Origin of the sequence: Thioalkalivibrio sp. ALE16 (assembly GCF_000381305.1) — a bacterium.
GTDB lineage: Bacteria > Pseudomonadota > Gammaproteobacteria > Ectothiorhodospirales > Ectothiorhodospiraceae > Thioalkalivibrio.
Window position 1 is genome coordinate 143,054 of record NZ_KB906358.1, and the last position, 19,693, is coordinate 162,746.

Here is a 19,693-nt window from a genome sequence, read left to right on the forward strand (position 1 = left end):
AGGCGGGTTTCGCCCTGTGGTGTCGTCCTGACCGGGTTATCGGCCGCTCGCCGCGAGGCTTGAATGCCGCGCGGGGTGCTTCAGTCCCAGCCGCCCTCGTCGAGGGTCTGGTCCAGGGCCTCGAGATCCAGCAGTGTCGCCATCTTCTCGCGCTCCACCCCGGCCAGCCAGGGCAGGCGCCGCCGGTGGCTGCGCCAGCGCAGCGAATCCGGCTGGATCACGCGGGTCCCGTGGATCGCCCGGCAGGCCAGGGCGAAGCGGGAGCCGGCCAGGAACACGACCTGGCGGGCGGTATCCGGCTCGTATTCGCGGTCCTCCGGCGTCACCACCGCGGCCAGGTCGATCAGCTGCACCCGGCCCTGTTTGGTATCGGCCAGCCCAAGGTACCAGACGGAGTGATTCGGGGTCGGTCGCACCTCCAGGCTATCCAGCGGGGCCACACCGCCCAGCGCGTGGAGCGGCGCCAGTAGCGTCAGGTTGCCGGCCTCGATCACCAGGGCGGAGAACGACTCCTCGGGGCGCGGGTAGTCCCGCTCCGCCGGATCGTCGGGCGGTGCGGGCGGTGCGGGCGGTGTCGCGGCAGGCGCTACCTCCGGCTCCCCAACCGACGTCGAAGTGTCGACCTCCGGAACGGCTTCCGCCACCGGCGCGGGCGGCTCCAGCAGATCCTGACGCAACAGCGTCCGCACCGGTTCCGGTTCGTCGAGCAGGCTGCCGAAATAGTCGTCCAGCGCGTCCGGTTCCGCCTTCAGGGCCAGGTTGTCGACTGTGGATCGCTTCATCCGCGCCGCCTCCGTTCATGGGGTTCGGACAGCTGTCCGCCGATCGCCTCCAGCAGGTCCGAGTATGCGAGCACGCCGCGTGCATCGGGGATCATGAAGCACAGCGGCTGACCGGCGCTGGAGGCATCCCGAAACTTCGTGTCCACCGGGATCACCCCGGGCCACACGTCGTCCCCGTACAGCCGGCGCAGCTCGGCCAGGGCCTCGTGCGCGGCGCGCGTGCGGCGATCGAAAAGCGTGGGGATGATCCGGTACTGCAGCTCGGCCTTGCGCGACTTCTGTACCATTTTCAGGGTATTGATCATCCGTTCAAGCCCCTTCAGGGCGAGGAATTCCGTCTGTACGGGCACCAGCAGCTCGTCGCAGGCCGCCAGCGCATTCACCATCAGCACACCCAGCATCGGCGGGCAATCCAGCAGCACGTAGTCATACTGGTCGGAGACCTTCTCCAGCGCGTGCCTCAGCACCAGGCCCATGCCGCTGCGCGTCCCGAGCTGGCGGTCCAGAGTGGCCAGGGCGGTGCTCGCGGTCAGCAGATCCAGCCCCGGGAAGCGGGTCTCGCGGATCAACCCGTTGGGATCCGGGTCGGCCCCTTCGGCGCACTGGCTGAACAGTTCGTATACCCCGCGCGTGGCGGTTTCCGGATCGTGGCCGAAATAGGCCGTCAGCGAACCATGCGGATCCACATCCACCAGCAGCACACGCTGCTCCGGACCGGAGAGTAGGCCGCCCAGCGTTACGGTGGTCGTGGTCTTGCCCACCCCGCCCTTCTGGTTTGCCACCGCCCAGACCTTCATGGTGTGTCTCCATCCGTCGGGAGCGGCGCGGGCGGAAGATCCTCGCGCAGGCGCTCCGGTTCCTGCGCCCCCTCGGCGCGTGGCCGCGCCCCGGGCAAGACCACGATGGACACGCGCCGATTCTCGGCACGGCCCTCCGCCGTTTCGTTGCTGGCCACCGGTCGGTGTTCGCCATACCCCAGGGCCACCAGATTCTCGGGGTCCACACCCGTCTCCTCGAACACGCTGACGACCGCCGCGGCGCGTCCCGACGAGAGCTCCCAGTTGGAAGGATAGACCGCCGTCTGGATGGGGACGTTGTCGGTGTGCCCCTCCACGTGGACGCGCGACACCCGCGGGGCCAGGATGCCCCCCACTTCCTGCAACAACGCCTCGGCCTCCGGGTTCAGCGTCGCCGACCCGGACGGGAACAGCAGGCGGCTGGTGATCTCGATCTCCAGCCAGTAGGCCTCCCGGGTCACGCGCAGGTCGCCCTGGTCGATCCACTGCGCCATGGCCTGTTCGATCTCGCGGGCGGTCTCCGCCAGTTCGTCGAGAAAGGCCTGCATGCCGGCGTCGTCGGGGCTGTCGTCCAGCATCCCGCTCAGCGCCATGTCGATGGGCTGCGGACCGTCCTCCACCAGCCCCGGCTGGACCTCGATCGGCACCAGTGCGCGGAGATCCTGCGGGGTGCGGTCGCGTGCCACGGTGGGATCCCCCACCTGAATCGGCTCCGCCTGCATGGGCGCCCGGAAGGCATCCACCAGGGACTCCGACAGCACGCGATATTTGCCATCATCCACCGACGAGATCGCGTACATCACGACGAAGAACGCAAGCAGCAGCGTGACCAGGTCCCCGTAAGGAATGGCCCATGCTTCGTGATTCTGATGTTCCTCCGCCCGCTTGCGTCGCGCCATGGTGACCTCACTCGTGGATGAAGCCACTCAGCTTGCTTTCGATATTCCGCGGGTTTTCGCCCTCGGCGATCGCGATCAGGCCTTCCATCAGCATTTGCTGGTGTTGCGAGCGGTTCTGAATAATCGACTTTAACTTGTTGGCCAGCGGAAGGAACAGCAGGTTGGCCGAGGCGATCCCGTAGATGGTCGCCACGAAGGCCGCGGCGATCCCCGCCCCCAGCTTGCTCGGATCCGCCAGGTTCTGCATCACCGCCATCAGGCCCATGACCGCCCCCACGATACCCAGGGTCGGCGCATAGATGCCCATGCTCTCGAACACCTTCGCACCCTGCATGTCGAAGTGCTCGCGGTTGTCGAGGTCGGCCTCGAGGATCTGGCGGATGGTCTGCGGCTCGCTACCGTCGACCAGCAGTTGCAGCCCCTTGCGAGCGAAGCCGTCGCTCTCCTCGTCGGCGAGGGTCTCCAGCCCGAGCAGGCCTTCCTTGCGCGCCACATGCGACCATTCCACGATCTGCTCGACCATGGCCCGGTTGTCGATCTTCGGCGGCTTGAAGGCCCACGGCAGGATCCGCATCCCGTGCATGAACACCGTCAGGCGCGCCTGCACCAGGGTCGCCCCCAGCGTCCCCAGCACCACGATCACGAACGCCGCAGCATTCCACAGTGCGCCCAGGCCGCTGCCCTTGGCAATGCTGCCTCCGAGCACGGCCACCAGCCCCAGCGTCACCCCGATGAGGCTCAGGATATCCATGTCAGCAGAACCCCTTGACCAGCGCGGGACCGATCTCGGGCAGCGGATAGACGTGATCGGACAAACCGGCCTCTGCCACCGCCGCCGGCATCCCGTAGACCACGCACGTCGCCGCGTCCTGCGACCAGACCTGCGCCCCGGCCCCTTTCAGCGCCCGCGCACCCTCGCGACCGTCCGCACCCATCCCGGTCAGCACGACCGCGAGGACCTGTCCGCGCAGCGCATCCACGGCGGAGCTGAATGCGGCGTCCACGCTTGGCTTGTAGATCGTGCCCAGCGGGCTCTCCGCGATGCGCACATGGGTCTGGCTGCCCCGTTCCAGAGTCAGCTGCATGCCCCCGGGGGCCAGCAGGGCCACGCCCGGCTTCAGGGCATCGCCGTCCTTCGCCTGGCGCACCTCGATGTTGCACATCGCGTTCAGCCGGTCGGCAAAGGCCGGCGTGAAGCTGGCCGGCATGTGCTGGACCAGCACAATCGGCAACGGGAAACTGGCTGGTAGCGGTTTCAGCACCTCCTGCAGGGCGACCGGCCCCCCCGTGGAAGTCCCGATCAGGACCGCCCGCAGTTGCCGCAGGGGTGTTGGCGGCCGGGTGCGCGCGACCGGCGGCTGTTGCTTGGCAGCGTCTGCGGCCTGACGGTCGGCTTCTTCCCGCCGCGCGGTCGGCCGCGACTCGCGGGCCGGTGTGCTGGTGCCCGGCGCGCTGGCCGAGCGCGCGCGGCTGCGCGACAGCGAACGCACCCGGCGGCGCAGCAGCATGCGGGCGCTGTCCTCGTCGCCCGCCATGTCGCTGAACCGCTTGGGGAGGAAGTCCACCGCCCCGGCCTCCAGCGCATCCAGGGTGGCCTGGGCGCCTTCGGTAGTCAGGCTGGAGAACATCAGGATCGGCCGCGGACTCTCGGCCATGATCTTGCGCACCGCGGTGATGCCGTCCATCACTGGCATCTCGATATCCATGGTCACGACATCGGGGTCGAGCTCGCGCACCTTTGCGATCGCCTGCTCGCCGTTCTCGGCCGAGCCGACCACCTCGATGCCCGAGTCGGAATCCAGAATCTCCGCAATGCGCCGACGAAAGAACCCGGAGTCGTCGACGACCAGAACCCTGATCGGCATCCTCAGCCCTCGCTCGTGCGCGATGCGCGGCGGGGACGGCCGGACATCTGCAGTTGCCGCATCAGGATGGTCACCAGATCCGAGACATCCAGGATCAACGCGATCCCGCCATCCCCGGTAATCGTGGCGCCCGCCAGGCCCTTCACGCCCTGCAGATTCTGCCCAAGGGGCTTGATGACGACCTCTTCCTGACCGACCAGGTCATCCACCACCAGACCTACCTTGCGATCGGCGGTATGCACCACGACCACATGGGCGTCCTTGCGCGGCTCGGGCTCGTGGCCCGGCTTCAGCCAGCGCTTGAGGTAGTGAATCGGCAGTGCCTGCTTGCGCACGATGATGACCTCCTGGTCATCCACGTAATGCGTCTTCGTCAGGTCCAGATCCAGGATCTCGGATACCGACGCCAGCGGGATGGCGAAGCGCCGGCCATCCAGGATCACCATCAGCGCGGGCAGGATCGCCAGCGTCAGGGGCAGCTTGACCCGCAGCGTGGTGCCCACGCCCACCTCGGAGTCGATCTCGATGGTGCCGTTGAGCTGCGAGATCTTGGTCTTGACCACGTCCATCCCGACCCCGCGGCCGGAGACGTCGGAGATCTCGGTCTTGGTCGAGAAGCCGGCCATGAAGATCACGTTGAAGGCCTCGCGATCGGTCATGCGCTCGGCCATGGCCGGTTCCATCAGGCCTTTCTCCACGGCCTTGCGCCGCAGGGCCTGCGGGTCCATGCCGCCGCCGTCGTCCTTGATCAGCAGCGCGATGTGATCGCCTTCCTGAGCGGCCCCCAGCACTACGGTCCCCTTGCGCGGCTTGCCCGCCGCCTCGCGTACCTCGGGGGTCTCGATGCCGTGGTCCACGGCATTCCGGACCAGGTGCACCAGCGGATCCGACAGGGCCTCGACCAGGTTCTTGTCGAGGTCGGTGTCCTCGCCGAAGATCTCCAGCTCGATCTCCTTGCCCAGATTGCGGGAGAGATCGCGGATCACGCGCGGGAAGCGGTTGAAGACCTTCTTCACCGGCTGCATGCGGGTCTTCATCACCGAGGTCTGCAGATCCGAGGTCACCAGGGCCAGGGAGCTGATCGCCTTGCCCAGCTCGTCATCGACATGCTGCGAGCGCAGCATGCTCAGCCGGTTGCGCACCAGTACCAGCTCGCCCACCAGGTTCATGATCTCGTCCAGGCGCTCGGTGTCGACGCGCACGGAAGTCTCGCCCTGCGGGGCTGCCCGGCCGCCCCCCTCGGCACCCCCGCCGCCGGCACGCGCGCCGCCACCGCCCTGGACTCCTGCAGGGGTATCGGCGGGCGCGGCGGCCTTCTCCGTTTCGGCCGGTTCGGGCTTCGCCGACGGGGCTTCCGCAGGTTCGTCGTCTGCGGGGCTGGGGACTGCCCCGGTAGCGGCCGGCCCGGCGCCCTTGGCCTGCAGCTCGTCCAGCAGGTTCTCGAATTCGTCGTCGGTGATCAGGTCGCCGGAGCCACTCGCATCCTCCGCAGCCGGTTCTTCTCCGGCCGCATCGCCCGCGGTGGAGCCCGTCTCCACGGGCTTCGGCGGCTGATCGCCGTGCAGGCTGTCGAGCAGGGCCTCGAATTCGTCGTCGGTGATCTCGTCATCGGCGCCGACCATCGCGTCGCCATCCGCCGCCGGTTCCGCATCCGTATCCGCTTGCGGTTCGGGCTCTGGCTCCGGCTCGGGTTCCGGGGGCGGCGGCGCGGCGGGCTCCGCCGCCACGTCCTCGTTGTTCGCCATGCGCCGGAGGTTTTCCACCAGGTCGGCCTCGGCGGGCGTGGGATCCACGCCGGAGCGCAGGTCCCCGAACATCACGTTCAGGGTATCCAGCACCCGCAGCATGGTGTCCATCAGGTGACTGTCCGCCCGCCGCTCACCGTTACGCAGCAGGTTGAAGACGTCCTCCGCGTGATGGCACACGGTCACCAGGGGGTCCAGGCTCAGGAAGCCGGCTCCGCCCTTGATGGTATGGAAGCTACGAAAGACCGCATTCAGCAGATCCCGGTCATCCGGATTCTGTTCCAGGTCGATGAGTTGCTCGTTGAGCCCCTCCAGCAGTTCCCCGGCCTCGATCAGGAAGTCCTGAAGGATTTCGTCATTGGGGTCGATGGCCATTCAGTCTCTCCGGTCGCGTGGCGCCATTCGCATGAGGGGAACTGCCTAGAAGCCCAGGCTCGATAGCAGATCGTCCACCTCGTCCTGTCCTTGAACGACATCCGCGGCGGAATCTTGAGTCTTGGGCACGCTGGGACCGTGACCCTTGCGGTCCGCCTCGCGTTGTTCAAGCGACGCCTCGGCCGCCTCGACCTGCTCCATGCGCCCACTGGAGAGCCGGATCAGGGACACCAGGTTCTCTTCCAGGTCGGTCACCAGCTGGATCACGCGGCGAATCACCTGGCCGGTAATGTCCTGATAGCTCTGTGCCATCAGCACCTCGGAGAGCAGCCGGCGCAGCTCCTCGGTGTCTTCCCCCGCCTGCGCGAAGAACGTGTCGAGCTCGCGGGCAAAGTCCCGGAACTCCTCCACCGAGAGCTGGCGGTTGCGAAAGCGCGTCCACTTCGCCGTCAGGTCGGCCGCCTGCTGGCTGAACGACTCCGCGATCGGCAGGCTCGACTCGATGGCATTCATGGTGTCGTGGGCCGCCTGTTCGGTCATCGTGACCACGTAATTCAGGCGTTCCTTTGCGTCCGGGATCTCCGCCTGGGTCAGTTCGACCAGACGCGAATCGCCGCGGAAGCTTTGCAGGGCCTCGTGAAGATCACGGGTCAGCTTGCCCAGCTCGTCGAAGAGTTCGCGGTCATAGGGGCGTGCCAGATCCTGCACCAGCGCCCGGGCGCCCGTGTCGTCGCCCGCCTCCAGCGTCTTGACCAGCTGCCGCGCAAGCTCCAGCTGATCGTCGCGTGGTGGGTGTTCCTGTTCAGTCATGAGAAGCCTCTTGCGGGTACGGCGCGGAAGGTTTCGGACAACGCCCGCGGCGGTCGGTGCCACGGGCGCCGGGCATATCGGTCACAGGCGCATGATTATCCCTGTGCTTCAATGCGTTCGAAGATCTTGTCGATCTTTTCCTTCAGCGTCTCGGCGGTGAACGGCTTGACCACGTAGCCGTTCACGCCCGCCTCGGCCGCCTCGACGATCTGGTCGCGCTTGGCCTCCGCCGTCACCATCAGCACCGGCATGGACTTGAGGTTCGGGTCGGCGCGCACGGCCTTCAGCAAGTCGATCCCCGGCATGTTGGGCATGTTCCAGTCGGTGATCAGAAAGTCGAAATCCCCGTTCTGCAGCATCGGCAGCGCGGTGCTGCCGTCGTCGGCTTCCTGGGTATTGTTGAAGCCAAGATCACGCAACAGGTTCTTGATAATGCGCCGCATCGTGGAAAAGTCGTCCACGATGAGAATCTTCATTCCCTTGTCCACACGTCACTCCGGGATTCGTAGGGTGGGTTTTAGAATAACTGCAAAGCCGTACCGTCTTCGAGCCACGAACCCAGGCGGGCACGCAGTCGAATGGTGGCCTGACTTCGGATCTGGCTGACGCGCGACTCGGTCACGCCCAGCACGGCACCGATCTCGCGCAGGTTGAGCTCTTCGATGTAGTAGAGCGACAGCACCAGCCGCTCGCGTTCGGGGAGGTCGCCGAGGGCTTCGGCCAGTTCCTGACGGAACTCACCGGCCTCGAGGGTGCGGGCCGGCGACACCTCCTGCCCTTCGATCACGCGATCAGCCCCGTCGTCACCCCCGCCGAGGTCGTCCAAAGCGAACAGGTGGGCCCCGGCGTGATCCTGCAGCATCTCGTAGTACCGGTCGATCGGCACGTCCAGCTCGGCGGCGACCTCGCTGCCACGCGCCGCCCGCCCCTCGCGCGCCTCGACGGTCTGGATCGCCGCGGCAATACGCCGACTGTTGCGGTGCACCGAACGCGGTGTCCAGTCACTGCGGCGCAGCTCGTCGATCATCGCGCCACGGATGCGGATGCCGGCGTAGGTGGCAAAGGTCGCGCCCTGGCCGCCCTCGAACTGGCGCGCCGCCTCGAGCAGCCCGATCATGCCCGCCTGAATCAGATCATCCACCTGCACCGAGGCGGGGAGCCGCGCCATCAGGTGATGGGCGATGCGGTGGACCAGCTCGACGTGATCGGCAATCAGCTGTTCGTGTCCGCCGCTGGCCGCGGAGGTCGCCTGATAGCCGGAAAGTCGATTACGCGTCGTCATCATGCGCTCTGCAGCATCCGTTCCACGAAAAACCCGACGCCACCGTGGTCACCGCCCCCCACCGGCCAGCGGTCCACGGTCCGTGCCAGTTCGGCAAAGGCCTTCCCCGCCGGGCTCCCGGGGTACTGCTGTACCACTGGCGCGCGTTTCTGCACCGCCTTGCGCAGGTGATCGTCCATCGGAATATAGCCGGCCAGGTCGAGCACCACCTCCGGCAGGTAGTTGCCGCAGACGGTATTGAGCTTCTGCATCAGTCGCTCGGCGCCTTCGCGGCCGTCGACCATGTTCGTCACCATGCGGAAGCGACGCAGGCCATGATCGCGGTGCAGGACCTTGATCAGGGCATAGGCGTCGGTAATCGAGGCGGGCTCGTCGCAGACCACCACCAGGGTCTCCTGGACCGCGCGGCAGAACGACGTCACGGATTCCTGCAGGCCGGCCGCGGTGTCCACGATCAGCACATCCAGGGGTTTGCGATAGGCGCTGAAGGCATGGATCAGACCGGCATGCTCGGCCGGCGTCAGGTTGGCCATCGCCGCGATCCCCGAAGCCGAAGGCACCACCTTTACCCCGTCCGGCCCCTGGACGAGCACATCCTCCAGGCTGTCCACATCACCGGTCACCAGGTCGTGCAGCGTGCGCTCGGGACGCATCCCCAGCAGCAGGTCCACGTTGGCCAGGCCCAGATCGGCGTCGAACAGCATGACCTCGCGCCCGAGCCGGGCCAGGCCCACCGACAGGTTCACCGATACGTTGGTCTTGCCCACCCCGCCCTTGCCCGAGGCAACCGCGATGACCTTCAACGGCTTGTTAGTGCGTGGCATAGCGCCCCTTCCCGACCGGTTGAATCAGTTCCAGCGTGGCGGGCTCCGCCGCCCGTGCCGGACGTGCCTGGGCGCGCGCGCGTCGCGGCGGTTCCATCTCCGCCAGGCGCTCGGCCGCCCAGGTCTCGCGGGCATTGGCCGCTGCCCCGGGTTCATCGGCGGCATCCTCCAGGGCCAGTCGGGTCAGATACCCGGTATCGACCCGGTGAAAGTCCTCGGCAATACGCTGGCCATCACTGACGAACCCCAGCCCCAGGTGCTGATCGAGCAGTACGGACAGGACCTCGCCCAGCTCCTCGGCCTCGTCCAGCTTGGTCAGCACCAGCGCCGAGGGCTCCGCCTTGCGAAATGCCTCCAGCACCCGCCGCAATGCGCTCCCCTGGGTCGTCGCCGACACCACCAGCCAGCTCTCGGCCCGGATGTCCGGCGGCAGGTGCGCGAACAAGGATTCGTCCTCCACTGCCCGCGGGGCCAGTCCCGCCGTATCCACCAGGATCAGGTGCCCATCCTCCACGCGGCGCGCCAGTTCGCGCAACTCTCGCGCGTTCTGCAGCACCCGCACCGAGATCCCCGCCATCTGGGCGAAGGCCTGCAACTGGCGCGTGGCCCCGATGCGCTGGCTGTCCAGGGTGACCAGCGTAACCGAATCCGGGCCCATGCGGCGGATCTGGCGCAGCGCGATGCGGGCCAGCGTGGTGGTCTTGCCAACGCCGGTGGGCCCGACGAGTGCCAGCAGGCCGCCCTCGTCCAGGATGTCCGGTCGGTGGGTGGCAATCGCGCCCGACAACCGTGCCCGCAGGCGTTCCCAGGCCTGTTCCGGCGAGCTGTCATCGAGAATGCTTCCGGCCAGGCTGCGCGCCAGGGCCTCGCTGAACCCGCGGTCGATCAGGCGCGCCTTGCATTCCGCCGCCAGCGGGTGGCGGGCCGCCCAGCGCGCCTCTTCGCTCTCCGCATACTGGCGCGTCATCAGGCTGCGCAGGTCGCGCAGCTCCTGCCGCATGGCGGTCAGCTCCGGGTCGGCCGGCCACGACGCTGCGGCCTGACCGGCGCCGCGCTCGCGAGCCGGCCGGGCGGTTGTGCTCGCTTCGCGGCTCGTCGCGGGCGCGTCCTGCGCGGCTACCGGCTCCGACGCTGCGCCGTCCTCCAGCGCCGCGACCACCTCCAGCCAGCCGTCGACCCGGCGACTGGACAGGATGACCGCGTCCTCGCCCTGCTGCTCGCGCACCTGGCGCATCGCGTCACGCATGTCCCGGGCCCGATATCGTCTGACGTTCATGCTTTTTCTCCTGCGCCGCTCGCGCGGCGGAACCCTTCATCGTGTCGTTCAGGCGGACTGCTTCTGCGACTCTTCCTGGCCGACGGTGGCGACCACCCGGATCCGGCGATTGTCCGGAATCTCGGTGAAGGCCAGCACGGTCAGACTGCGGACCGCGCCGCGCAGCCACCCGGCGATCCAGGAGCGGATCTCCGGTGCCACCACCAGGACCGCCGGCTGTCCGGCCGTCTCCTGGCGGCGGGCCGCATCGGCCACCGAGCGCTGCAGCCGCTCCGCCAGCCCGGGCTCCAGTCCAACCGTGCCGCCCGAGCTCCCCTGCAGGGACTTATGCAAGAGCTGTTCCAACGACGGATCCAGCGCGATCAGGGGCAGCTCGTCCTCCGGCCCCACCAGGTCCTGCACGATCGAGCGCGCCAGGGCCACCCGCACCGCCGCGGTCAAAGTGCCGGGATCCTGACTCTTGACCCCCTCGTCTGCCAGGGTTTCGGCGATCGTGCGCAGGTCGCGGATCGAGACTTGCTCGGCCAGCAGGTTCTGCAGCACCTTCAGCACGATGGACAGGGACAGCGTCTTGGGCACCAGGTTTTCCACCAGCTTCGGCGAATGGCGCGCCAGCTGGTCGAGCAGGTGCTGCGCCTCCTCGTGGCCGATCAGGCGATGCGCGTTCTCGCGGAACACCTGTGACAGATGGGTCGCGATCACCGTGGCGCAGTCGACCACGGTATAGCCGGCACCCTGGGCCTGGTCGCGGTCCGCCGGGTCGATCCAAAGCGCATCCAGATTGAACGTCGGGTCCTTGGTCGGCGTGCCCGGCACCGTCCCGAACACCTCGCCCGGATTGATCGCCAGTTCGCGCTCGGGGAAGACCTCGGCCTCGGCCACGGTCACGCCCAGCAGGCTGATGCGGTAGGCATTCGGGCTCAGTTCGAGGTTGTCGCGGATATGCACCGGCTGCAGCAGGAATCCCAGCTCCTGCGAGAGCTTGCGCCGCACGCCCTTGATCCGGCCCATCAGCTGGCCGTCCTGGGTGCGATCCACCAGCGGGATCAGGCGATAGCCCACCTCCAGCGACACCAGATCCACCGGCGGCACGTCTTCCCAGGTCAGGTCGCGATCCTCGGACCGGGCCCCGCCCTCGTCCTCCTGCGGGATGCGCTCCACCTCCACCTCGGCCTCGCGGGCCTGGCGCTTGAGCAGGTATGCCCCGCCGAAGATAAGCGCGGCCAGGCCCAGGAACACGGCATTGGGCATGCCCGGCACGATCCCCAGTGCGGCGATCACACCCCCGGCCACGTACAGCACGCGCGGGTTGGAGAACATCTGGCCGAAGACCTGCTGCCCCATGTCCTGGCTGCTGGTCACGCGGGTCACGATGATCGCGGTCGCGGAGGACAGCACCAGCGACGGGATCTGCGCGACCAGACCATCGCCGATGGTCAGTAGCACGTAATTGGTCGCGGCATCGCCGATCGTCATGCCGTGCTGGACGGCCCCGATGGTCAGGCCGCCGATGATGTTCACGAACAGGATCAGGATGCCGGCGATCGCGTCACCGCGAACAAACTTGGAGGCCCCGTCCATGGAGCCATAGAAGTCCGCCTCGCTGGCGATCTCCTCGCGGCGCTTGCGCGCCTCTTCCTGGGTCAGGATGCCGGCGTTCAGGTCGGCGTCGATCGCCATCTGCTTGCCGGGCATGGAATCCAGGGTGAAGCGGGCGCTGACCTCGGAGACTCGCCCCGCGCCCTTGGTCACCACCACGAAGTTGATGATGATCAGGATGGCGAACACCACCAGGCCGACGGTGTAGTTGCCGCCCACCACGAAGTCGCCGAAGGCCTGGATCACCTTGCCCGCCGCGTCGGTCCCGGTATGGCCTTCCAGCAGGATCACCCGCGTAGACGCGATGTTCAGCGCCAGGCGCAGCAGCGTCGCGACCAGCAACACGGTCGGGAACACGGCGAATTCCAGCGGCCGCGGCGTATACACCGCAACCATGATCACCACCAGCGAAAGCGCGATATTGAAGGTGAACAGCACGTCCAGCGCCAGCGGCGGGAGCGGCAGCACCATCATCGACAGCATGGCGATCAGCAGGATCGGCGCGCCGAGTCCCCACTTGCCGACGTTCCCGAGGCGGTCGAAGAAGGCCATCAGCGATCCCTCCGCTTGCCGCGCTGCTTGTCCGGATCGAGGTAATCCTCCGGCACTGGCAGGTCATCCGGCATCTGCGCGTCGGCGTCGGCCCGCTTGAGCTGGTAGACATAGGCCAGGATGCGTGCGACGGCGACGAACAGGCCGTTGGGGATCTCCTGGTTCAGGTCCGTGGTGAAATAGATCGCGCGGGCGACGCGCGGCGCCTCGACGCGGACGATCGCGTGTTCGTCGGCGACCGCACGGATCGAGGCCGCGACCTCGTCGGCGCCCTTGGCCACTACCTTGGGCGCCGCCATGCGCGAGGCCTCGTAGACGATGGCCACGGCGTAATGGGTCGGGTTGGTGATGATCACGTCGGCCTTCGGGACCTCCTCCATCATCCGCCGCTGCGCCATCTCCTGCTGCAGCTGGCGGACCTTCTGCTTGACCTCCGGCTTGCCGTCGGTCTCCTTGTATTCATCCTTGACCTCCTGGCGGGTCATGCGCAGCTGCTTCTGGTGGTTCCACATCTGGAACGGCGCATCGATGGCCGCCACCACGATTAGCGCGGCCGATACCGCGATAAAGGTCCCCAGCACCAGCTGGGCGGTATGCGCGATACCCTGATGGATCGGCTCGTAGCCCAGCATCAGCAGGCGATCGGAAAAGGTGGCGAGCACCGCGACCGCGACGCTGGAGATCAGCACGAACTTGGCGAAGGTCTTGCCGAACTCCATCAGCCCCTGCCAGGAGAAGATGCGTTTGAGCCCCTTTCCGGGATTCAGCTTCGAGGCCTTCGGCGCCGCTGCCTTCCAGGAGAAGTTCGCGCCCCCGATCACGATCGGCGCCATCACCGCCGCGACGATCAGCACACCGAACAGCGGAAACAGGGTCCGCAGGGTGCGGAAGAGTTCCTGTGCCAGGTAGGGCAGCAGCAGCGAGGAGTCGTACGCCAGTTCCGGCTCGAAATCGAGACGACTGCTCATCTGTTCAGCGAGTTGCGCGCCCATGTTCGGGCCGTACATCAACATGAACGCCCCCGCGGTCATCAGCACCAGGAAGGTGCTGAGTTCGCGCGAACGCGGGACCTGGCCCTTCTCCTTCGCCTCGCGGAGGCGTTTCGGAGTGGGCTCTTCGGTTTTTTCCTGTCCGCTCTCGTTCTCGGCCATGTCAGAAGCCCATCCGGGTCTGCATCAGGGTGAAGCCCTCGAGCACCAGCTCGCCGAAGCGTTCGGGCAGGCCCGGCAATGTGAACATCAGGAGCACGAAGCCGATCAGGATCATCATCGGGAAGCCAACCGCGAAGATGTTGAGCTGCGGGGAAGCGCGCGTGATCACCCCCATGGAGATGTTGACCAGCAGCAGCGAGGCCACCGCCGGCAGCGCCACCAGCACCGCCCCGACAAACATCGTGGAACCGAAGGCCACCAACGCGTAGAAGGCCTCGGCGTTCAGGCCGGTGGGCGCGATCGGCATGGTCTCGAAGCTGGTCAGCATCAGTTCCAGCGCGATCAGGTGGCCGTTCATCGCCAGGAACAGCAGGGTCGAAAAGATCACGAAGATGGTCGACACCACCGGGACCTGTACCCCCTGGGCCGGGTCCACGATGGAGGCAAAGCCGAGGCCCATGCCCAGTGCGATCACCTCGCCCGCCTGGGTCACGGCGGAAAACACCATCTGGAGGATGAAGCCCATGAAAACACCGATGGCGACCTGGTGCAGGGTCACCACCACGCCCTCGAGGCTGAGGGGGTCGATATCCGGCAAAACGGGCCCCTGCATGGCGACGAAGATCGCTAGCAGCAGTGCCAGGCCCATGCGCACCCGGGCATTCACGGTATCGGCGCCGAAGATCGGCATGGCGACGAGCATGGCGCCAATGCGCGCGAACGGCCACAGGACCGCCCCCACCCACAGCACCAGCTGTTCCGCCGCCAGGGTCATCGGTCTACCCCACCATCCCCGGCGCGCCCTCGTAGAGCCGCTCGGTGTAGTCGATCAGCAGCGCCAGCATCCAGTGGCCACTGATCAGCAGGGCCGCGAACATCGCCAGCAGCTTCGGGATGAACGACAGGGTCATTTCCTGCACCTGGGTGGCCGCCTGCAGCATGCCAATCGCCAGGCCCACGGCCAGCGCGGTCAGGAGCGGCGGCGCGGCCAGCAGCACCACGACGGTCAGCGTCTCGCGCCCTACATCGACGACCAATTCGGGTGTCATCGGAACCTCCTAGACAAAGAAGCTGGTGGCAAGGGTGTTCATCATCAGCGCCCAGCCGTCCACCAGCACGAACAGCATCACCTTGAACGGCAGCGAGATAATCAGCGGCGACAGCATCACCATCCCCATCGACATCAGGACCGAGGCCACCACCAGGTCGATGATCAAAAACGGGATCAGGATCAGGAAGCCAATCTGGAAGGCGGTCTTCAGCTCGCTGGTGATGAATGCGGGTACCAGCAGGCTCAACGGGATATCGTCCGCCTCCTCGAAGCCGTCGATCCCGTTGATCTCCGCAAACATCGCCAGATCGCTCTCGCGGGTATGCGCCAGCATGAACTCGCGCAGGGGCTGCACCCCGGCCTGCAGCACCTCCTCGGTCCCCATCTCCTCGTTCACGTAGGGCACGAACGCGGTGTCGTAGATCTCCTCGAACACCGGGGCCATCACGAACAGGGTCAGGAAAAACGCCAGACCGATCAGGATCTGGTTGGACGGCGTCTGGGTCGTACCCAGCCCCTGGCGCAGGATGGCCAGCACCACCAGGATGCGCGTGAACGCGGTCATCATGATCAGGATCGACGGCAGCAGGGTCAGCAGCGTCATCAGCAGGATGATCTGCAGCGTCACCGAATAGGTCTCGCCACCATCCCCGTTGGTGGTCACCGTCAGGGCCTCGATGCCCTGCGCGACCTGCGCTCCGGCCAGGCCCGGCAGGGCCAGCAGAGCCAGCCCCAGCCCAATCCGCAGCAGCACCGACATCACGATTGCCCCCGCTCGCCGGTGGCCGGCGCACGCCGCGTCACGGCGCGCTTCAACGCGCTGGAGAAGTCCGGAGTCTCGCCGGCCGGCGCCAGCACCGGTTCGCTCATGGTGTGCAGCGTGCGCATGCCGGCGGGTCCCACCCCCACCAGTACCTGTTCGTCCCCCACCTGGACCAGCACCAGGCGCTCGCGCGCACCCACCGAGCGCGCCGCGACGATCTCGATCACCTGGGAGCCGCGATTGAGCCCGCCCTGTGTGCGCCGCAGGACCCAGCCCAGCACCACGATCGCGCCGATCACCAGGACCAGGCCGCCGATCAGCTGGGCCAGATACCCGGCGGCGCCGCCGCCACCCCCCTCGGCAAGGGCGGTCAGTGGCCAGAGGCTCCCCGTGGCGGCCGTCAGGACAAGGGCCGCGATGTGCGTATAGCGTTGATTCATGGCTATTTGAGCTTGCGGATCCGTTCGCTGGGGCTGATCACGTCGGTCAGCCGGATCCCGAACTTCTCGTTGACCACCACCACCTCGCCATGCGCAATCAGCGTCCCGTTCACCAGCACGTCCAGCGGCTCGCCGGCCAGGCGGTCCAGCTCCACCACCGAGCCCTGGTTCAGCTGGAGGAGGTTGCGGATCGGGATGCGCGTGCGGCCGATCTCCATGGAGATGGTCACCGGTACATCCAGGACCATCTCCAGGTTCAGCTCCTCCCCGTCGCCCTGCACCACGCCGGAGAGCTGCTCCGGCTGCAGGGCCTCCGCGCCCGGGTCCGGCTTGTGCTTGCGTTCCCGCTTCTCGGCCTTCGGCGCTTCCTGCGCCGGGTCCTCGGACGCCCCGCCCTGTGCCTCGTTCAGCAGCGCGTCGGGGTCGGCGGCTGCCTCGCCATCCTCGTCCTTCTGCTCCGCCAGGGCGGCCGCCCACTCGTCGGCCAGGGCCTGGTCATCGGAACCGCCCTCCGTCTCCGGATTCTCGGCGGCGGCCTCCGCGTCGGGGCCGGGGGTGTCCTGTTTGGGATCGTCGGTGTCTGCCATGCTGCGGCCCTCTATCGTTTGATGATGCGTTCCGAAATCTGGATCGCATTCAGCCCATTGGATACGCCGAACTTCCCGCGGAACATCGGGATATCTTCGACCTGCAGGGAAATCTTCTCGGGGAGATCAACCGGGATGATGTCGCCCGGCTGGATATCCAGCAGCTCGCGCACGGTCACCTCGGTCTCGGCCAGGATGGAGCTGATCTCGACCTCGGCGGTCTGAATCTCCTCCTGGAGTGCGTGCATCCAGCGCTGGTCCACGTCGGAGCGGTCCGACTGGATACCGGTGTCCAGCTGCTCGCGTATCGGCTCGATCATCGAGTACGGCAGGGTCACGTGCAGGTTGCCACCGCCCCCGTCGAGCTCGATGTGGAACTCGCTGATCACCACGATCTCGGTCGGCGAGACGATATTCGCGAACTGCGGGTTGACCTCGGAGTTCAGGAACTCGAACTCCAGCTCCATGACCGGTTGCCAGGCCTTCTGCATGTCCTCGAACGCGCCTTCCAGCACGCCGTGCACCACCTTCATCTCCATCGGGGTGAAGTCACGCCCCTCGATGCGGGTGTAGTAACGGCCGTCGCCGCCGAAGAAGTTGTCCACCAGGATGAACACCAGCTTCGGGTCGAACACGAACAGCCCGGTGCCGTGCAACGGATGCGCGCGCACCAGGTTCAGGCTGGTGGGCACGAACAGCGAATGCATGTACTCGGAGAACTTGGTGATGCGGGTGCCCACCACCGAGATCTCGGCGGAGCGACGCAGCACGTTGAACAGACGGACCCGCAGGTGACGCGCGAAGCGCTCGTTGATCATCTCCAGCGTGGGCATGCGCCCACGCACGATCCGGTCCTGGGTGGCGAAGTTGAATTCGCGTGCCTGGCCATCACTCGGATACGGGTCTTCCGTCTCGACGTCGCCCTCGTCCACGCCGTGCAGGAGGGCATCGATCTCGTCCTGGCTGAGGATATCCGTCTGTGCCATGACGGGGCTCCTACTGCATCACCAGTTCGTTGAACAGCACGGCCTCGACCGCGTCCGGGGCATCGCGGGAACGCAGGATCCCGGCGATCGTCTCTTTCAGCTCTTCCGCCAGGGCCTCCTTGCCCGCGCGGGTATTGAGATCCTCGTAGCGCTGTTCTGCCAGGATGCCCAGGAGGTCGTTTCGGATTGCCGGCAGGTGCCGTTCGAAGGCCTCGGCGACCGCCGGGTCATGGGTCACCAGAGCAAGTTCCGCGCGCAGGTAGCGGATGCGCCCCGGGGCCTCGATGTTCACCGTCATCGGCTCGAGGCTGGTGTACAGCCGCTCGGGCGGGCCGGCCTCGACCTGCTCGGTATCGTCACCGTCCGCCATCAGGAAGAACCAGGCGGCGGCCGCACCGCCGACTACGAGCAACAGGACGACCAGGATCAGGACGATCAGCTTGCCCTTCCCGCCCTTCTTCGGGGCGCCGCCTTCGTCGTCGTCCAGATTGACTTCCTTCTTTGCCATATCGCACCCGCTGTCCGGTAAACCGAGGATTCGTTCTCGGTACAGACCATAGCAAGGCTGATGCCAGAAGTCGTTTTAGTCTTTTTAATCCGTCAGTTACGGTTGGTTACTGGCGGTGTTCCGGAGCAAAAGCGGGCGCGGAAAACATGAAGAACGTCAAGAATCGGCCGCCCGGCCGCCGTGAAAGACGGAATCTTGGCGGCACACGGGAACAGGGAGAACCCGGCATCAGCGCAGGAACGAGCCGGCAGCCACGGCCACAGGCCGCGGCTGCCACCGGGACGGAGGGATCAAGCAAACAGGTCCAGGCGCCGGTTCAGCATGGAGAGCGTGCTGCCATCGGCCTCGCGGTCCTCGGCCTCGGCGGGCTCGTCATCCGCCGAGAGCGCCGTCTCGCCGGCCTCCTGCTCCGCCTGCTCCTCGGCCGCGTGGTCGGACACGGTCGCATCGTCCAGCATCAGGCCGCTCTCGGCCAGGCTGTCACGCAGGCGCGGCATGGCCGCCTCCAGCACCTCGCGGGTCACCGAATTGGCACTGATGAACTGGATACTGGTGCGATCACCCTCGACCAGCACACGCACATCCAGGCTGCCCAGTTGCGGCGGGTGCAGCTTGAGTTCGGTACGCCCGCCCTGCGCCTGGGCCAGCATGCGCACCTGGTCGGCCAGCTCCCGGGCCCCGTTGGGCTGCTGCAGGAGTCGTGTCAGATCGAGGCGCGGCAGCGCCCGCGCCCCGTCCGTCCCTTCGGCCTGCCCGAGCCCCTGGGCCGGCAGCACCCCGCTCAGGGGGTCGGAACGGCCGCGGCGCGCCTCGTCACCCCCCTGCCCCATCCACTGGGCGAGGATCTCCAGGACGTTGTCGCGGGCCATGCCTCCCTGCGCACCCATCACGTCGGGCTTCAGGGCAACCGCGCCATCGCGTCCGGCGTTGGCCTGGGCCGCTTCGACGAACAGCCGCATGACCGCGGCCGGCAGCGGCTTCACGGGCAGGGCCCGCTCCTCGCCTCCTCCCCGGGCCGGGGTACCTTCGGCGCGGGGCACCTCGGCTCGTCCCGGTTCCTGGGTCGCAGCCATCAGCGCGGCGACCGGCAAGGCATTGCCACCCCCTTCGGGATCCGCGGCCAGGGGCTGCCCGTCCAGCAAGTCCTGGAATCGCGCCAGCATCGCCTCCAGATCCAGCCCTTCCAGTTCCTCGCCGGGAACGCCCAGGCTGGCCAGCAGCGACTCCATCTGGGGCTCCAGGATGGCCAGGAAATCCTCGCCGTCCTGGCCCTTGAGGCGGCCTTGCAGGCCTTTCAGGTCGTCCAGGCCCTGCATCGAGCTGCCGCCCAGCAGTTGCAGCAGCGGCAGCATGCCCTGGCCCGTATTCTGTGTTGCGATCATTGCCGAATCCTCGGTCTGC

At 67.1% G+C, this 19,693-nt stretch carries 20 protein-coding genes and 1 pseudogene; all 21 read right to left on the reverse strand.

Going from position 1 to position 19,693, the window contains the following annotated elements; genetic code table 11:
• Positions 1-80: 80 nt before the first annotated feature.
• Positions 81-782, reverse strand: a complete 702-nt coding sequence (locus tag F627_RS0106075) for a chemotaxis protein CheW (protein WP_018875441.1) — start codon at positions 780-782, stop codon at positions 81-83.
• Positions 779-1,579, reverse strand: coding sequence for a ParA family protein (locus F627_RS0106080; RefSeq protein WP_018866268.1), 801 nt, complete (start codon positions 1,577-1,579; stop codon positions 779-781). Before F627_RS0106080 ends, F627_RS0106075 begins: the two co-directional genes overlap by 4 nt.
• On the reverse strand, positions 1,576-2,478 hold the full coding sequence (motD, locus tag F627_RS0106085; RefSeq protein WP_018879082.1) for a flagellar motor protein MotD: 903 nt from the start codon (positions 2,476-2,478) through the stop codon (positions 1,576-1,578). The genes F627_RS0106080 and motD overlap by 4 nt, the downstream gene beginning before the upstream one ends.
• Positions 2,479-2,485: 7 nt before the next feature.
• Complete coding sequence (locus F627_RS0106090) at positions 2,486-3,229, reverse strand: flagellar motor protein (protein WP_018866266.1); 744 nt, start codon at positions 3,227-3,229, stop codon at positions 2,486-2,488.
• Position 3,230: 1 nt separating this feature from the next.
• Complete coding sequence (locus tag F627_RS0106095) at positions 3,231-4,343, reverse strand: chemotaxis response regulator protein-glutamate methylesterase (protein ID WP_018866265.1); 1,113 nt, start codon at positions 4,341-4,343, stop codon at positions 3,231-3,233.
• A gap of 2 nt (positions 4,344-4,345) precedes the next feature.
• The gene (locus tag F627_RS0106100) at positions 4,346-6,463 is read right to left on the reverse strand and encodes a chemotaxis protein CheA (RefSeq protein ID WP_019583569.1); all 2,118 of its coding nucleotides are present in this window, start codon (positions 6,461-6,463) and stop codon (positions 4,346-4,348) included.
• Between the two features lie 45 nt (positions 6,464-6,508).
• Positions 6,509-7,273: a protein phosphatase CheZ gene (locus F627_RS0106105; protein ID WP_019583570.1), complete on the reverse strand. Its 765-nt coding sequence runs from the start codon at positions 7,271-7,273 to the stop codon at positions 6,509-6,511.
• Between the two features lie 95 nt (positions 7,274-7,368).
• A complete protein-coding gene (cheY, locus tag F627_RS0106110; protein WP_017942246.1) occupies positions 7,369-7,749 on the reverse strand; it encodes a chemotaxis response regulator CheY in 381 nt (126 codons plus the stop codon).
• Between the two features lie 41 nt (positions 7,750-7,790).
• On the reverse strand, positions 7,791-8,558 hold the full coding sequence (locus tag F627_RS0106115) for an RNA polymerase sigma factor FliA (RefSeq protein WP_019583571.1): 768 nt from the start codon (positions 8,556-8,558) through the stop codon (positions 7,791-7,793).
• Positions 8,555-9,379 (reverse strand): MinD/ParA family protein, encoded by an 825-nt coding sequence (locus tag F627_RS0106120; RefSeq protein WP_038028158.1) that lies wholly within the window; start codon positions 9,377-9,379, stop codon positions 8,555-8,557. Before F627_RS0106120 ends, F627_RS0106115 begins: the two co-directional genes overlap by 4 nt.
• 168 nt (positions 9,380-9,547) lie before the next feature.
• Positions 9,548-10,655 (reverse strand): annotated as a pseudogene (gene flhF / locus F627_RS0106125) (flagellar biosynthesis protein FlhF); the annotation flags it as partial.
• A 48-nt stretch (positions 10,656-10,703) separates the two neighbouring features.
• Positions 10,704-12,806, reverse strand: coding sequence for a flagellar biosynthesis protein FlhA (gene flhA, locus F627_RS0106130; RefSeq protein ID WP_018866259.1), 2,103 nt, complete (start codon positions 12,804-12,806; stop codon positions 10,704-10,706).
• A complete protein-coding gene (gene flhB / locus F627_RS0106135; protein WP_019583573.1) occupies positions 12,806-13,957 on the reverse strand; it encodes a flagellar biosynthesis protein FlhB in 1,152 nt (383 codons plus the stop codon). Before flhB ends, flhA begins: the two co-directional genes overlap by 1 nt.
• A 1-nt stretch (position 13,958) precedes the next feature.
• Entirely contained in the window at positions 13,959-14,732 is a 774-nt protein-coding gene (fliR, locus tag F627_RS0106140; protein ID WP_017942240.1) for a flagellar biosynthetic protein FliR, read from the reverse strand.
• 4 nt (positions 14,733-14,736) lie between these two features.
• Positions 14,737-15,006, reverse strand: coding sequence for a flagellar biosynthesis protein FliQ (gene fliQ / locus F627_RS0106145; RefSeq protein WP_017942239.1), 270 nt, complete (start codon positions 15,004-15,006; stop codon positions 14,737-14,739).
• Between the two features lie 9 nt (positions 15,007-15,015).
• Complete coding sequence (gene fliP, locus F627_RS0106150) at positions 15,016-15,768, reverse strand: flagellar type III secretion system pore protein FliP (protein WP_019583574.1); 753 nt, start codon at positions 15,766-15,768, stop codon at positions 15,016-15,018.
• Positions 15,768-16,211 carry a flagellar biosynthetic protein FliO gene (gene fliO, locus F627_RS0106155; protein WP_019583575.1) on the reverse strand — a complete coding sequence of 148 codons (444 nt, stop codon included), beginning with the start codon at positions 16,209-16,211 and terminating at the stop codon, positions 15,768-15,770. The genes fliP and fliO overlap by 1 nt, the downstream gene beginning before the upstream one ends.
• Before the next feature lie 2 nt (positions 16,212-16,213).
• A complete protein-coding gene (fliN, locus tag F627_RS0106160) occupies positions 16,214-16,798 on the reverse strand; it encodes a flagellar motor switch protein FliN (RefSeq protein WP_018875433.1) in 585 nt (194 codons plus the stop codon).
• A gap of 11 nt (positions 16,799-16,809) precedes the next feature.
• Positions 16,810-17,784, reverse strand: a complete 975-nt coding sequence (fliM, locus tag F627_RS0106165) for a flagellar motor switch protein FliM (protein ID WP_018866252.1) — start codon at positions 17,782-17,784, stop codon at positions 16,810-16,812.
• 10 nt (positions 17,785-17,794) lie between these two features.
• Positions 17,795-18,292 carry a flagellar basal body-associated protein FliL gene (fliL, locus tag F627_RS0106170; RefSeq protein ID WP_019583576.1) on the reverse strand — a complete coding sequence of 166 codons (498 nt, stop codon included), beginning with the start codon at positions 18,290-18,292 and terminating at the stop codon, positions 17,795-17,797.
• A 290-nt stretch (positions 18,293-18,582) separates the two neighbouring features.
• Positions 18,583-19,674: a flagellar hook-length control protein FliK gene (locus F627_RS0106175; protein WP_019583577.1), complete on the reverse strand. Its 1,092-nt coding sequence runs from the start codon at positions 19,672-19,674 to the stop codon at positions 18,583-18,585.
• Between the last annotated feature and the right edge of the window lie 19 nt (positions 19,675-19,693).

Coding starts and splice junctions, on each gene's coding strand:
- F627_RS0106075 (WP_018875441.1), bottom strand. CDS start 782: ATGAAGCGATCCACAGTCGACAACCTGGCCCTGAAGGCGGAACCGGAC.
- F627_RS0106080 (WP_018866268.1), bottom strand. CDS start 1,579: ATGAAGGTCTGGGCGGTGGCAAACCAGAAGGGCGGGGTGGGCAAGACC.
- motD (WP_018879082.1), bottom strand. CDS start 2,478: ATGGCGCGACGCAAGCGGGCGGAGGAACATCAGAATCACGAAGCATGG.
- F627_RS0106090 (WP_018866266.1), bottom strand. CDS start 3,229: ATGGATATCCTGAGCCTCATCGGGGTGACGCTGGGGCTGGTGGCCGTG.
- F627_RS0106095 (WP_018866265.1), bottom strand. CDS start 4,343: ATGCCGATCAGGGTTCTGGTCGTCGACGACTCCGGGTTCTTTCGTCGG.
- F627_RS0106100 (WP_019583569.1), bottom strand. CDS start 6,463: ATGGCCATCGACCCCAATGACGAAATCCTTCAGGACTTCCTGATCGAG.
- F627_RS0106105 (WP_019583570.1), bottom strand. CDS start 7,273: ATGACTGAACAGGAACACCCACCACGCGACGATCAGCTGGAGCTTGCG.
- cheY (WP_017942246.1), bottom strand. CDS start 7,749: ATGAAGATTCTCATCGTGGACGACTTTTCCACGATGCGGCGCATTATC.
- F627_RS0106115 (WP_019583571.1), bottom strand. CDS start 8,558: ATGATGACGACGCGTAATCGACTTTCCGGCTATCAGGCGACCTCCGCG.
- F627_RS0106120 (WP_038028158.1), bottom strand. CDS start 9,379: ATGCCACGCACTAACAAGCCGTTGAAGGTCATCGCGGTTGCCTCGGGC.
- flhA (WP_018866259.1), bottom strand. CDS start 12,806: ATGGCCTTCTTCGACCGCCTCGGGAACGTCGGCAAGTGGGGACTCGGC.
- flhB (WP_019583573.1), bottom strand. CDS start 13,957: ATGGCCGAGAACGAGAGCGGACAGGAAAAAACCGAAGAGCCCACTCCG.
- fliR (WP_017942240.1), bottom strand. CDS start 14,732: ATGACCCTGGCGGCGGAACAGCTGGTGCTGTGGGTGGGGGCGGTCCTG.
- fliQ (WP_017942239.1), bottom strand. CDS start 15,006: ATGACACCCGAATTGGTCGTCGATGTAGGGCGCGAGACGCTGACCGTC.
- fliP (WP_019583574.1), bottom strand. CDS start 15,768: ATGTCGGTGCTGCTGCGGATTGGGCTGGGGCTGGCTCTGCTGGCCCTG.
- fliO (WP_019583575.1), bottom strand. CDS start 16,211: ATGAATCAACGCTATACGCACATCGCGGCCCTTGTCCTGACGGCCGCC.
- fliN (WP_018875433.1), bottom strand. CDS start 16,798: ATGGCAGACACCGACGATCCCAAACAGGACACCCCCGGCCCCGACGCG.
- fliM (WP_018866252.1), bottom strand. CDS start 17,784: ATGGCACAGACGGATATCCTCAGCCAGGACGAGATCGATGCCCTCCTG.
- fliL (WP_019583576.1), bottom strand. CDS start 18,292: ATGGCAAAGAAGGAAGTCAATCTGGACGACGACGAAGGCGGCGCCCCG.
- F627_RS0106175 (WP_019583577.1), bottom strand. CDS start 19,674: ATGATCGCAACACAGAATACGGGCCAGGGCATGCTGCCGCTGCTGCAA.